The organism is Acetobacterium sp., assembly GCF_036508315.1.
Lineage (GTDB): Bacteria > Bacillota > Clostridia > Eubacteriales > Eubacteriaceae > Acetobacterium.
The window spans coordinates 1-14,434 of sequence record NZ_DATCHP010000023.1 but is presented as its reverse complement, the minus strand read 5'-3'; the positions used below and the strand labels follow the sequence as shown (position 1 = coordinate 14,434).

Below are 14,434 nucleotides of genomic sequence, written 5' to 3'. Positions count from 1 at the left end.
ACAAACGAAAAAATCCAGAATTTTGATCAAGTCCTTTCATTGCCACAGAGCGAACTGGCTGTTCAAACCATGAAAGATCCCTATGTTTTTGATTTTATCGAGTATCGAGAAAATTTGTTGGAATCTGAAATCGAAAAGGCATTGATCAAAAACATCACCAATATGCTCCTGGAATTAGGAATTGGATTTGCTTTTGTTGGAAATCAATATCATCTTGAAGTGGCGGGTGAAGATTTTTATCTCGATTTGCTGTTCTATCATTTAAAGCTCAGATGCTATTTTGTCATTGAACTTAAAACAGGTAAGTTTATACCGGAATATGCAGGGAAAATGAATTTTTATTTATCAGCTGTTGATGATTTAGTGAAGAGTAAAACAGATAATCCAACAATTGGTTTAATTATGTGTCGGGACAAAAATAAACTGATTGCAGAATATGCCTTAAAAGATATGACCAAGCCAATTGGCGTGAGTGAGTATAAATTCATACAGGAATTACCCATTGAATTCGAGGAAATTCTCCCATCAATTAAGGACATTGAAACCAGAATCACAATTAAAGAGGAAAGTATCTAATGAAGACACCAAAAGTATTGGATAATAAAAAAAATAAAGTGGTGGATGAGCTTAAAGAAGAACTCAAAAAGGGTTCGAAGTTATCCATTATATCAGCCTATTTTACTATTTATGCCTATGCGGAACTCAAAAAAGAACTCAACAAGATTGATAATATGCGTTTTATTTTCACCGAACCCACATTTGTTAAGAAAGATCGGGAGTTAATTCGAGAATTTTACATTGACCATATCAAGGAAAAAATGGTATCCGGAAATGAATATGAAATTAAACTAAGAAATGAAATGAAACAGGCTGCCATTGCAAAAGAATGTGCGGCCTGGCTTTCTGAAAAAGCCGAAATTAAGTCTTTGAAAAATTCCAACCCAGCGCAACCCCGATTGGTATACTGTGAAAATGACGCGGATGCTTTCTCAATCAATGGCACCGTAGATTTTACCTCGGATGGCTTGGGCATAACACCATCCAATCGGCTTGATAGTAATTTCTGTATGTATGGCAAAGATTTTACATTCGCGTTCTTACAGTCCTTTAATGATTTGTGGAATGACACCACCGCCGTTGAAGATGTAAAAGGAAAAGTCCTTGAACAAATGGAAGTCCTTTATAAAGAAAACACACCAGAATTTATTTATTTCATCACTTTATATAATATTTTCAATCAGTATCTGGATGAATTAACCGAAGATAATATTATCAAAAGTAAAACCGGGTTTAAGGAAACATTGATTTGGAACAAGCTCTATAAGTTTCAAAAAGATGGCGCCATGGGAGCCATTGATAAAATCGAAAAATACAACGGATGCATCATTGCTGACAGTGTGGGCTTAGGTAAAACATTCACCGCTTTGGCGGTCATTAAATATTATGAACTCAGAAATGATCGCGTTCTCGTATTAGTGCCAAAAAAGCTGCGGGAAAACTGGACCATTTACACCCAAAACGATAAGCGCAATATATTCGTACAGGATCGATTTAATTATGATGTACTGAATCATACTGACCTAAGCCGAACATCTGGCTTATCCGGAGGCGTTAATTTAAGTACCCTAAACTGGGCAAATTATGATCTGGTTGTCATTGATGAAAGTCATAATTTTAGAAATAACCCTCCGGTAAAAGGAAAAATTACCCGCTATGAACGACTCATGGAAGATATCATAAAATCAGGTGTTAAAACAAAGGTACTGATGTTATCAGCCACGCCGGTAAACAACCGTATGAATGATATTAAGAATCAAATTGCGTTTATCACAGAAGGCAAAAACAATGCCTTTGAAAGCGTAGGACTCAATAACCTGGAACTCATCTTAAAACAGGCCCAGGCAGTATTTAATAAATGGACCGGATTACCGGATGAGGAAAGAACCACCGATATCTTTGTTGATATGATGAACCTGGATTACTTTAAGCTTCTTGATACCATCACCATTGCCCGGTCAAGAAAGCACATTGAAAAATATTATAACTTGGACGAAATCGGAAAATTTCCCACACGGTTATCGCCACAGAATATTTACCCAGTGATTGATACCAAAGGCGAATTTCCGCCCATTGAAACTATCAATAAGCTCATAAAAAAGCTTACTCTGTGCGTCTATTCGCCTTTGGGGTATGTCCTTCCTGAAAAACGCAGATCATACGAAATGAAATACGATATGCAGGTTGGACAAAGTAGTAACAGCATCTTTCGCCAGGTGGATCGAGAATTAAGTCTGGTGGGTCTCTTGCGTATTGGTTTATTAAAACGGATGGAAAGCTCCATTAATTCCTTTGCCTTAACCATTGAAAAGATATTGGGTAAAATAAATAAAACCATCGAAATTGTGAACGACCATGGCACAGATTATAATCCGGAAACGGACATTAACGACATGGACCTGGATGATCCTGAATTTGAAAACCTGATGTTTGGAAACAATGTGAAGGTGCTCTTGCAGGATATGGATTTAATTAAATGGGGACAAAACTTAGCAGCTGATCGAGACAAGCTGGAAACAATCTATCTTGAAGCCATAAACGTTACACCGGAACGTGATGCTAAGTTATTAAAATTAAAAGACCTCATCGAAAATAAAACTAAGAACCCCATTAATCCCAAAAATAAAAAACTTCTCATTTTTACCGCTTTCTCAGATACAGCAAAATACTTATATGAAAACATTGCCAATGATCTTGAAAAACAGGGAATATATGCGGCACTGGTAACTGGAAGTGGGGAAAATCGCTCAACCCTTCCAATCAGTAAAAGCCTGAAAAAAACCATCAAAATTTCAGATCTTAATACGGTTCTCACGCTATTCTCACCCTTATCAAAAGAATGTGAAAAGATATTCCCGGAAGCCACCCATTTTATTGATGTGGTGATTGCCACCGACTGTATTTCTGAAGGACAGAATCTACAGGATTGTGACTATCTGATTAACTACGATATTCACTGGAATCCGGTGCGTATTATCCAACGTTTTGGTCGGATTGATCGGATTGGTTCTCAGAATGATGTCATTCAATTGGTCAACTTCTGGGCCACCAAAGACCTGGATGCCTATATCAATCTCCAGCAACGGGTTCGTGGGCGAATGGTACTCCTGGATGTATCAGCCACCGGTGAGGAAAATATCATTGAAGCCGATGATAACAAGGAAATGAAAGACCTGGAATATCGCCGCAAGCAATTGCAAAAGCTCCAAAATGAAGTAGTCGATTTAGAAGATATCTCTGGCGGAATCTCCATCACGGATCTGACCTTTAATGATTTTAAAATTGATCTCATGGGTTACATGCAAGACAACCGCAAACTTCTGGATGAGGCACCCAATGGCATGTATGCCGTGGTGGAAATAGACAAAAGCCTCCGGGAAGAAATTGCCCCTGGTGTTATTTTTACACTGAGGCAGATCAAAGGGCACAATCAAACAAAAGAACAAAATGCACTGTTTCCTTATTACATGGTTTACGTCACCGATAATGGGGTGCGCTTCTCATTCATTCATGCAAAAAAAATACTGGACTATTGTAAAAAACTATGTTCCGGTTCCAATGAGGTTTATCGCGAAATAGTGGATGCATTCAACCAAGAAACAGCGGATGGCTTGAAAATGAATCACTATTCTGATTTATTGGAAACCGCCATTGAAAATCTCATTGGCAAGAAGCAGGAAGTGGGAGTGGCCAGCTTATTCAGCAAAGGCGGCACCACCATGCAGAAGGAACTTTTTGATGGCATTGAAGATTTTGAACTGATTACATTTCTAGTGCTGAAGTAACCGAAAGTCTTGAAAGAGGGAAGAAAATGGAAAAGTATGCTTATTTCAATTTACCAAAGTCCTGTGCGGTTAATAACAGCATTTTTAAAAAACAGTTCAGTGAAAATGCTGACTTATCTGCGGCCGATAAAAAACTATTTACCGAGGTCATTAAAAAAATAACTTGGCTTTATTGTTTAAAACCCGACACCCTGAATCTTCAACCTTATAAAGATGACATCAGAGAATATGAAGAGATTGAGATCATTGAGGTCGACTTAAAAGAAGATAAAAAGTTAAGTAGAATTGCTGAAATTATCATGCGCACCATTCCATATCCCGTGGTGTTGGTCTTTCGTCTTGACAATCAAACAGCCTTTTGGACAGCCCACCAGCAGATAAATCAGAAAGATATTAGTAAAAACACATTAGAACCCTTTGTAAATACCGAATTTTTAAAAGATGATTCGGCATTTTTCAAATCATTCGATTTGCTAAAGATGCGCTTCACCAATTATTATGATCTTTATACGGATTTGGTAGATGCTATCAGCATCTTTAGTGCCAATCAGGTATTAAACAAAACGAACCAAACCACCAATCAAATGACCGGGGATACGGCTCGCGAATTTCTGGAAGAACTTAATACCCTGGAACAAAACTTAATAGCATTACGCACAGCCCTTAAAAAGGAAAATCAATTCAATCGAAAAATGGAACTGAATATAAAAATAAAAAATATGGAAGCCAATAAAAATAAGATGCTGAAGGGAGAACAATAATTGGATAGAGCATTTTTAGTCTACGCAACTGATATTTTAGGAAATACGAATAACGGTCTTAGTGGTTCTCAAATTGCAAGTTACTGTTCAAATTATGCGGTCGAATATAATGTTAATATCCCATGTGCCGCATATCCTTTTAAGACGAATATGCCTAATAAACGAACAGCGTTAAATAGAAATCTATTAGCTTTTTCAGACGAACAGCAATTTGCAATTATCAGAGATTTTTGTGAGTTGCCAATTTTTAAAGATTTTGAGCCTGTTACAGAATTAAAACATCGACTTTTTGCAAGGTATGGAAATTTATCGAAAGAGAAAATCAGCGAAACTGAGTTAGTTCAAAAAACAAAACACTGGTTAGAAGATTACCCCGAAGCTTTGGAACAGTATAATAATGCACTCCTAAAATTTGAGGGGGATATTTACAAGCGAAATACCCTTGATGATATGCGATTATCCTTTGAATTTTTGGTAAAGGGTTTACTGGGAAATAAGAAGAGTCTTGAAAATCAAAATGCTGAAATAGGTCAAAGACTAAAAGAAATAAATATATCGTGTGAACTGAGAAACATGGTCCCAACAATTATAAAATATTATACCGACTTTCAAAATCACAATGTTAAGCATAACGACAATGTCAATGAAAATGAAATGGAATATGTGATTGAGCAAACAAGTATTATGATGAAACTTTTAATAAAAACCTTAGGAGGGTACGAAAGATGATTGAAACCATACTAACGGGAGAAACCCCGGATTTAGCCCAGGAAAATATAGAAAAATTAAAGAACCTTTTCCCGGATATCGTAACCGACGGAAAAATTGATTTAGATAAATTAAAACAAGACCTTGGGGATTATGTGGATGATTCTACCGAACGCTATAATTTTTCATGGAACGGAAAAGGCCAGGCATTACGATTGGCTCAAACACCTTCGACTGGAACCTTGCGCCCGTGTAAAGAGGAAAGTAAAGACTGGGATACCACTCAAAACCTGTATATTGAAGGGGACAACCTTGAAGTGTTAAAGCTGCTCCAGAAAAGCTACCACAGCAAAGTGAAAATGATTTACATAGACCCCCCTTATAATACTGGGAAGGATTTTGTGTATCCCGATAATTTTAAAGATAGCATCGAAAACTATAAAGCTATTACAGGACAAACCGATAGCGAAGGAAAAAATATCAGCAGTAATACCGAAACCAGTGGCCGCTATCATACGGACTGGCTGAATATGATGTACCCCCGTTTACGTCTTGCACGAAATCTGTTGACTGATGACGGTGTTATCTTTATAAGTATTGACGATAATGAGGTGGATAACCTCAAAAAAATTTGCAATGAAATTTTTGGGGAAGATAATTTTGTGGCATGTGTTGTTTGGCAAAAAAAATATGCTGCTACAAATGATTCTAAAGGGTTTTCAACAACTCATGATTATATAGTATCTTTTCAAAAAAGCAATGAATTTCACCGCAATTTATTACCACGTACAAACGAACAAAACAAACCATATAAAAATGATGATGGAGATGGAAAAGGATTATGGCGAACTGGTGATTTACTGGTCAAATCATTTTCACAGAGTGGTGTGTATCCAATTTTAAATCCGAAAACGAATAAAGAGTATCTGCCTCCTAAGGGGAGTTGTTGGCGAGCAAGTAAAGATACTATGAAGAAATGGCTTGAAGAGAACAGAATTTATTTTGGAAAAGAAGGGACAGGTGCACCGCAGATAAAAAGATATTTAAATGAAGTTCAACAAGGGCGTGTGCCAATTACATGGTGGGGATTTGCAGAAGTAGGTCACAATGATGCAGCAAATAAGGAATTAAGTTTATTATTTGAATCTAAAACTCCTTTTGATACACCAAAACCTGTATCATTAATAAGCCGAATTTTGCAAATTTCAACAAATATAAATAGCAATGACATCATTATCGATTTTTTCTCCGGCTCTGCCACTACCGCCCACGCAGTCATGAAGTTAAACGCTGAAGACCAAGGCAATCGTAAATTCATTATGGTTCAGCTTCCTGAACCAACGGACAAAAACAGCGAAGCTGCTAAGGCAGGTTACGATAATATCTGCGAAATCGGAAAAGAACGGATCCGCCGGGCAGGGGAAAAAATAAAGGAAGAAAAAGGTTTGTTGGCACAAAACCTTGATATTGGTTTTAAGGTTTTAAAACTGGATACCTCCAATATCCGAAAATGGCAGCCATATGGGAATGACCTTGAAGTAAGCCTTTTGGATGCCATCAATAATTACGTAGATGATCGCACCGAGTTGGATGTGGTTTATGAAATCATGCTCAAGTTTGGGCTGGATTTAACCTACTCTGTGGAAGAATTCATTATCGAAGGAAAAAAAGTCTATTCCATCGGCTTTGGGGTCCTATTGATTTGCCTGGATAATGACATCACAACCGGTATTGCAAAGGGAATTTTGGAAAAAGTTCAAAAATTAGCTTCCGAAACTACCCGGGTGGTATTTAAAGACAACGGCTTCAAAACCGACAGTAATAAAACCAACATTAAAGAAATTTTAAAATGCGGTGGGATTGATGAATTTATTACATTATAGGAGGATAAGCGCAAAATGAAACCACAATTGAAACTACAATTTGATAAAAATTTAGAGTACCAGCATGATGCCATATCCTCGGTTGTTGATTTATTCAGAGGCCAAACCCCGATGCAGTCGAATTTTACCGTATCCACTTTTTCCCAGCAAATTGGTATGCTGGATACCACCAATGGGGTAGGGAACAAGCTGGAACTGGATGAAGAAGAAATACTTAATAATCTAAAAGAGATCCAACTGAGAAATGGTCTCAACCAGACGAAAAAACTAAAAAATAATGCATATGATTTTGATGTGGAAATGGAAACTGGAACCGGAAAAACCTATGTCTATTTGCGTACTGTTTTTGAAATGAATAAACATTACGGCTTTACAAAATTTATCATTGTGGTGCCTAGCCTGGCCATTAAGGAAGGGGTTTACACATCCTTGAAAATCACCAAGGATCATTTCAATGGCATATACAACAATACCATTTACAATTATTTTATTTATGACAGCAGCAAGCTGGAACAGGTTCGTAGCTTTGCCGTCAGTGATAACATTGAAATCATGGTCATTAATATTGATGCCTTTCGCAAAAGTTTTGCCGACCCTGAAAAGGAAAATAAAGCCAATCTCATTCACCGAACCAATGATAAATTAAATGGTATGAAACCCATAGAGCTCATCCAGGAAACCAGACCTTTTGTGATTATCGATGAACCGCAATCCGTCGATTCAACAGTAAAAGCAAAGGAAGCCATCAAGTCATTAAATCCACTATGTATTTTTCGTTATTCCGCCACCCATGTGGAAAAGCACAACCAGGTGTACAAACTAGATGCGGTGGACAGTTATAACCTGGAATTGGTTAAACAGATTGAAGTGGCCGCTTTTGAAACAAAGGATTATCATAATAAGGCCTATTTAAAACTGATTTCGGTGAATAATAACCCACCCATAACCGCAGTCATCGAAATTGACAAAAAAAACAAAAAAGGCGTGGTCAATCGGGAAGTTATTACGGTGACAAACACCGATCTTTATGAAATTTCTGGTTCCCGGGATGTTTATGAAGGCTATATTGTCAATGAGATTTATTGCGAAACTGGCAATGAATATGTTTCCTTTACCAGTCAGCCAGATATTCTGAGAATAAATGAAAGGATTGGTGATGTTGATCCCCTGATCATAAAAGAGCACCAGATCCGAAAAACCATTGAAGAACATCTGGAAAAAGAATTGATACTCAATAAACAGGGAATTAAAGTTTTAAGCTTGTTTTTTATCGATCGGGTTGCCAATTATCGTTTATATGATTCCGATGGTAGTCAGCAGAAGGGTATCTATGCACAACTTTTTGAAAAACATTATTCGATCCTCATTAAGCAACCCAAGTATCAATCTTTATTGAGTTCACCACATCTCCAGGCAGCCGCAAACGAGGTCCATGATGGCTATTTTTCCATTGATAAAAAGGGCGTTTTGAAAGACACCAGCGGTGTCACAATAGCAGATGAAAGCGCGTATAACTTAATCATGAAGGATAAAGAAAAATTGCTGTCTTTTGATACCAAACTTCGTTTTATTTTTTCCCATTCCACCCTTAAAGAAGGTTGGGATAATCCCAATGTATTCCAAATCTGTACTTTAAATGACACAAAAAAAGAAGTGAAAAAACGCCAGGAAATCGGACGCGGGCTTCGTCTTTGTGTGAATCAAAAAGGCGAGCGCCAGCATGGCTTCGCCATTAATACCCTGACAGTCATGGCCAATGAAAGCTATGACGATTTTGCCAAGAATTTACAGAAGGAATATGAGGACGAAGAAGGCATTCGTTTTGGTGTCATTGAAAGTCATTCCTTTGCTAATATTCCAGTAAAGCAGGCCAATGGCAGTACAAAGTATTTGGGACAGACAGCCTCTGAAGTTATTGTCAGTCATTTTGAAACCCAGGGGTATATCGATCAAACCGGAAATGTTCAGGATTCACTAAAGCTGGCACTTAAAAATAATAGTTTGGATGTACCAATAGCCTATGAAAGTATTAAACCGGAGATCATAGTATTAACTAGAAAAGCCTGCAGCAGCCTCAACATAAAAAATAACAGTAATAAGAAAAATATCAAGCTAAATAAAGCGGTTTATCTAGATCCGGAATTTAAAACCTTATGGGAGCGCATCAAATACAAAACCACCTATTCGGTTGATTTTGACAGCGATATTTTAATCAACACCTGCATAAAAGAATTGAAAGAAAGCCTAAGTATTACAGCCCCAAAGTTGATTTACTCAAAGGCCATACTTAATGTCGGACAAAGTGGCATAATCGTTGAAGAACGGGACCGTATCGGTTATACCGTGAATAATCAGAACGACATGTTCCCGGATATTATTACGTATTTACAGAATGAAACCAATTTGACACGAAAAACCATTGTGGATATTTTAATAAAAAGCGATACCATCCCTTTATTTAAAAAAAATCCTCAAAAATATATGGAACAGACCGCAGACATTATTTCCTCCCAACTGAAATTAATGATCGTTGATGGGATTAAGTACACAAAAATCGGAGACGATGCTTTCTTTGCCCAGGAGCTTTTTGAAAGTCAGGAACTTTTCGGATATTTATCCAAAAATATGATCCCTAGCAATAAATCAATTTATGATTACGTAATTTATGATAGTGGCACTGAAGCAACCTTTGCAGAGAAGATGGAAAACAACAAGCATATTAAACTATATGCCAAGTTACCGGATTGGTTCAAGATCCCAACCCCATTGGGCACCTATAATCCGGACTGGGCCATTGTCATTGACAAAGATGGCGTCCATAAAATTTACTTTGTGGTTGAAACAAAGGGTGATATTAAAAAGGGTTCTTTAAGGCCAACGGAAGCTGGAAAAATCAAATGTGGAAAAGCACATTTTGAAGCATTGGATAATGGCATTGGGTTTGATAAGGTGGACGATTTTGATACGTTTATTGTGAGTGTGTAAAAGTTGAATGAAAAAAAAATATCAGAAAAAATTCTGTTTAAGTTAGATTTTAAGAATAAAGGCTATTCGAAGGGATAATTAATAATGAATATTGATAAAATAAAAGAACGTATAAATGAAATTTTTGATATTTCAGCAGAACCAGCAGTAGATATTATATCTTCTATGTTTATTGAAGGTGCTATCGGTTCAATTGTACCTGGTGTGACAAGTATGATGCTTGCATATAAACAAAAAAGACAGGAAAAAATGTTTGTTAAATTTATGGAAGAAATGCAAACTAGACAAGATGAATTCGAAGATAAAGTATTGAGGTTAGACGAGGAGTCTGCCAAAAAAATTAGAACTGATTTTTTTGGCATTGTTTCAGATGTTGTACTTGATGAAGTACAAGAAGAAAAAATAAAATATATTGTTAATGGATTTATTAACCTAGCTTCAATACCAAATGCAAAAGAGGACTTTGTTTTAATTTATTATGATACTTTAAATAGTCTGAGAGTAGTTGATCTCGGATTGTTAATAATTTACAATGATCCAATAACAAACATGAAGGAAGGCTTCCAAAAAGCAATTGATAAAATCGGTGTTAAAAATGATCAAGTTGAGATGATTGGTAGAAAACTCTTGAGTTTAGGACTTTTGGCTAGTAGTACTGAAGACGATGTTCTTACTATATATAAGCACCTCAAAGATCCTGAAGACAGACGGCATTTAGCATCTAATTCCTTTGATGATATTGGTAGTAGGGCTAGAAATATGCCTCAGTTAACAAAATTCGGGCGTGATTTTATGGAGTTTTTCGCCGATAATTATTAACTTATTATAACTGATATTCGATTCAGTGAAAACTATTTTGCTGCCCTTGCATTAAACGGTGATCCGGACAGCTTCAATCGTGCAAACAACCAAGCATTTATTAATAACTTAACACAGGAGCTTACCAATATTGGTTCAATTGAGAAATGTTGGAGAATCAAAAGCGGAAACTGGTGACTATATAAACATGAAAATGCGCATGATAAGTTTTCCGAACAGTTCATCTGTATCGTTTCCGGAGCTCTTGAAGTTTGGATTTTTTAGGTACATGACTGCATTTTAATTTCAACTTCTGCTAAGGGCCATTTGCAGAAGTTGAACGATCTTATTTAAAATTTTGAAGATAAAACAACAAAAGCATCTTTCAAATTAGAAATGGTTTTCAACGGCAGCGTCAAACAAAGCCCCGGCAATTTTAGAAATGAAAGAATTGCCCAGGGCTTACTTTTTTGGATGGCTTTACGTTCGTCAGGTCTTGGCACGGTGACCGCTCCGCTCTTCTGTGCCTGCTCCGATAATAAAAATTGCACCCGAAATATTCAAAAGATTGTTAATGAAAAATGAATAAGCTGAAGTAAAATCCATGATTGCTCTCCTTAATATTTAGGACAATTATGACATAACTTTAGAATTATTTAAACCTGTTAGTAGGTACAAGTAAATCCTGCTTTAGGTCTCTTTATTTTATTCTCATTGGTCATTTTTGTCATTTCAGTTAAATAGTTTAAAAATTTATGCTGTTGGAATAAAGCTTGAAGCTTGGAGCAGATATGGTGCTACGGCAACAAAAAGATCAAATCCTTTATTTGCAACGGTCCCTAGAACTTTTGTAATCTTCGATTTAATTCCATCTGTATCTTTTGCAGAAATCATTCCCTCAATGGAGTAAATTAGTTCTTTAAGCTCTACTGAATCTTCTTTACTTAAAAGACTTTCTGGCAATTTATTTATGTTTTCAATGGTTTGGCTTATTGTAAATGTTAAGAAAGCTGTAGCTGAAGCATTTGAACTTGATGCGTTCTCATTTTGATTAGTATTAGTAATAGAGATGATTTGGCGTTGAAGTTCTAACTGTTTTAATTTATCAGTTCTGATTATGTCTTCTCTTTGAAGGTTGAGTTTATAATTTTCTAACTTTGCTTTCAAAAGAGTTATATCAGCAAAGAGATCTGTTGAAACGTATTTATATGTTTTTGTATTTAGCGATGCAGTTAAACCATCGTCTATATTAGGTATTTCTATGTTAAATACAGAGATAATTGTATTTACTGTGTCCTCTCTAAGGGTACTAAGATTACTAGTATTGCATTGCTCTATATAGTTATCAATTGATTTAATTTTACTCATTTTAACTCCTTCAAAAATATTTAGTCAAGTAAGTATACTTAAATAAAGCCTGTCTTATTTCTCTTTATTTTGTTCTCTCAAAGTCTTCTGACCTTTTAAAAAATTCAGTAAGTTTTTCTTATCTTATTTGGTTCATTCACCGTAATCCTGGAACATGGCAGTAGTTGCCTGATCCTTCATAAAGGCTTCCAATTCTTCCGTATAACTGTGTTCATCGTAAAGATCCCGGTTGATGTCACGAACTGGCATTGGGCCATCAGTACGCCCAAGGAGGTAGTCAGAAATTTTATTTAGAATAGTATTATTATGAAATCTTTTCCCTGACTCATACATATCAATTGCGTCGCTAGTTACACCAAGCTTTGCAGCATGGTCTCTTTGGGTTAAATCTTCAGTCGAACACAAATATTTAAGTCTATTTGAAAACATAGCAACACCTTCTTAATTAGATGTTTTTTATTATATCAAAATTAGGCAAAAACAACAATAAGTTAGTGAAAATACAAACATATTGTTGATAAAACTATTGACGTTGCTAACGTTGTAAATGGTAAGATTGTTTATAGTAAGATATAACCATTTATATCTTACCATAAACACTTGGCACGGTGGCCGCTCCGCTCTCACCGTGCCTGCCATACGTTATCCCTCTCTACCCACGCCCCCGGCTAACGCCCGGGGCTTTGTTCGTGTTGGCCTTCACTGCCGTCAGTCCTGCGCCCTGGTCTCCGCTATCGCTGCGTCAAGGCTAAATTTACTTCAGGCGTCTCGCATTCGTCTTGCCCTGCCGGGCAGAGCGAGCGGCTTGAATCCACTTTTTGTTTGACATGGGTGTGCTGGATTCGCTGATACCCTAGTCAGAAACATTACCGGAACGTTGTAAAGTTCAAAATCATTAGCCTGCTTTTTTTGTAGGTTTTTTTAATTCCTTATTTGACGTTTACTTTTCAACAAAGTAGGGTACATTAAGAATTTAAAAAAATTTGTCTTGGGATGCCCTTCTGTGTACGATCTAAAAATACCCAACCGGATGGATCACGTGATCTTTTTCCGGGTCCAGATAGCTCATTATAGAAAAATATATCGATAAATGTTTTTACTAACGGAGTTGAATGAATTAGTATATAATGAGAATATAGTTGACGGAGGTGGAATTTTGAAAATTGCTTATGACTTAACAGTTGTCCCTGAAGTGGCTGAAAAATTTAAGATAGCATTGAGATTAAACGATGAAAATTCTGATGAAATGATCGAAAATTTTATGCTGAAATATATCTCAACCAGCTTTGCCAAAGCAGTCAAAGATCCTAAATTAATGACAAATTTGAAATCATTAAAAGATATTGAAATAATAAAAAATGAATTACCAAAAGCAAAAATCAGAATACCCAAATGGGCGATGAGACCGAATCAAGCCAATCATAAAATAATAAAAGCTTTTTTTGAAGTGGAAAATGAAATGGGTTGCGTTTCATTAAAAGAACTCAAAAGACGTTGTGGAGATGAAGACAAATATCCAGGTACTTATGTCAAAGATTTCAAAGGAAACTTTTATCAGATGAAAACAGATGCCTATAAATCACATGGAAAAGTCTTTGAATTAGAAATGGATAATGTCGTTATCTGGAAAAAAATTGAAGATAACTTGATGGAGTATAAAAAATATTTTGAGAGAATTTAAAGAATACAGTTTGGGGGGGGAACTAAAATGCGAGATATGAAAAAATATGTACTGATGCTTCTGGGCATACTCTTTATTTTCTGCCTGGCTGGCTGCTCAAGTACGGCCCAGAATAGCCCGTCATCAATCAGTCCTCAGCAGACAGAAACAAACCAGCCTGCAACCAATGACACAACACCTCAGGATGACAATACGACCACGGTGAGTCCGGACATATCAACTGTCACCGGAGAACTTAAAGTTCACTTCATTGATGTGGGTCAGGCATTATATAGGGTAAAAGTTATATAATCAAACTAATTGTTTAGATACTATATTAAATCGTATAGTATATTTTTTTCGATTGTTCCAATCAAGTATATACGGTATAATATATAATTATAACTAAGTAATTAACATATAAGGAAG

At 36.3% G+C, this 14,434-nt stretch carries 11 protein-coding genes; 9 read left to right on the top strand and 2 right to left on the bottom strand.

Annotated elements, in window-relative coordinates:
- The 7 genes from VIK44_RS02575 to VIK44_RS02545 form a co-directional block, all read left to right on the top strand.
- Positions 1-576: DUF1016 domain-containing protein (locus VIK44_RS02575; RefSeq protein ID WP_331552282.1), on the top strand; the 576-nt coding region annotated here is incomplete at its 5' end.
- On the top strand, positions 576-3,842 hold the full coding sequence (locus tag VIK44_RS02570) for a helicase-related protein (protein WP_331552281.1): 3,267 nt from the start codon (positions 576-578) through the stop codon (positions 3,840-3,842). The genes VIK44_RS02575 and VIK44_RS02570, both read left to right, overlap by 1 nt.
- A gap of 26 nt (positions 3,843-3,868) precedes the next feature.
- Entirely contained in the window at positions 3,869-4,603 is a 735-nt protein-coding gene (locus tag VIK44_RS02565) for a DUF4391 domain-containing protein (RefSeq protein WP_331552280.1), read from the top strand.
- On the top strand, positions 4,604-5,332 hold the full coding sequence (locus VIK44_RS02560; RefSeq protein WP_331552279.1) for a hypothetical protein: 729 nt from the start codon (positions 4,604-4,606) through the stop codon (positions 5,330-5,332).
- A complete protein-coding gene (locus VIK44_RS02555; RefSeq protein WP_331552278.1) occupies positions 5,329-7,194 on the top strand; it encodes a site-specific DNA-methyltransferase in 1,866 nt (621 codons plus the stop codon). Before VIK44_RS02560 ends, VIK44_RS02555 begins: the two co-directional genes overlap by 4 nt.
- Before the next feature lie 15 nt (positions 7,195-7,209).
- Positions 7,210-10,179 (top strand): type III restriction-modification system endonuclease, encoded by a 2,970-nt coding sequence (locus VIK44_RS02550; RefSeq protein WP_331552277.1) that lies wholly within the window; start codon positions 7,210-7,212, stop codon positions 10,177-10,179.
- 84 nt (positions 10,180-10,263) lie between these two features.
- Positions 10,264-10,998 (top strand): hypothetical protein, encoded by a 735-nt coding sequence (locus VIK44_RS02545; RefSeq protein ID WP_331552276.1) that lies wholly within the window; start codon positions 10,264-10,266, stop codon positions 10,996-10,998.
- 732 nt (positions 10,999-11,730) lie between these two features.
- On the opposite strand, the gene VIK44_RS02540 is transcribed toward VIK44_RS02545, so the two are convergent.
- Both VIK44_RS02540 and VIK44_RS02535 read right to left on the bottom strand, forming a co-directional pair.
- The gene (locus tag VIK44_RS02540) at positions 11,731-12,345 is read right to left on the bottom strand and encodes a hypothetical protein (RefSeq protein WP_331552275.1); all 615 of its coding nucleotides are present in this window, start codon (positions 12,343-12,345) and stop codon (positions 11,731-11,733) included.
- A gap of 132 nt (positions 12,346-12,477) precedes the next feature.
- Positions 12,478-12,774 (bottom strand): helix-turn-helix transcriptional regulator, encoded by a 297-nt coding sequence (locus VIK44_RS02535; RefSeq protein WP_331552274.1) that lies wholly within the window; start codon positions 12,772-12,774, stop codon positions 12,478-12,480.
- A gap of 727 nt (positions 12,775-13,501) precedes the next feature.
- Here VIK44_RS02535 and VIK44_RS02530 point away from each other — a divergent pair.
- Positions 13,502-14,026 (top strand): hypothetical protein, encoded by a 525-nt coding sequence (locus tag VIK44_RS02530; protein WP_331552273.1) that lies wholly within the window; start codon positions 13,502-13,504, stop codon positions 14,024-14,026.
- Positions 14,027-14,053: 27 nt separating this feature from the next.
- A complete protein-coding gene (locus tag VIK44_RS02525; protein WP_331552272.1) occupies positions 14,054-14,317 on the top strand; it encodes a hypothetical protein in 264 nt (87 codons plus the stop codon).
- Positions 14,318-14,434 lie beyond the last annotated feature (117 nt).

Bases quoted from the DNA above. Each gene is read 5' to 3' on its own strand.
- VIK44_RS02540 (WP_331552275.1), bottom strand. From the start codon at position 12,345: ATGAGTAAAATTAAATCAATTGATAACTATATAGAGCAATGCAATACT.
- VIK44_RS02545 (WP_331552276.1), top strand. From the start codon at position 10,264: ATGAATATTGATAAAATAAAAGAACGTATAAATGAAATTTTTGATATT.
- VIK44_RS02535 (WP_331552274.1), bottom strand. From the start codon at position 12,774: ATGTTTTCAAATAGACTTAAATATTTGTGTTCGACTGAAGATTTAACC.
- VIK44_RS02565 (WP_331552280.1), top strand. From the start codon at position 3,869: ATGGAAAAGTATGCTTATTTCAATTTACCAAAGTCCTGTGCGGTTAAT.
- VIK44_RS02570 (WP_331552281.1), top strand. From the start codon at position 576: ATGAAGACACCAAAAGTATTGGATAATAAAAAAAATAAAGTGGTGGAT.
- VIK44_RS02525 (WP_331552272.1), top strand. From the start codon at position 14,054: ATGCGAGATATGAAAAAATATGTACTGATGCTTCTGGGCATACTCTTT.
- VIK44_RS02550 (WP_331552277.1), top strand. From the start codon at position 7,210: ATGAAACCACAATTGAAACTACAATTTGATAAAAATTTAGAGTACCAG.
- VIK44_RS02555 (WP_331552278.1), top strand. From the start codon at position 5,329: ATGATTGAAACCATACTAACGGGAGAAACCCCGGATTTAGCCCAGGAA.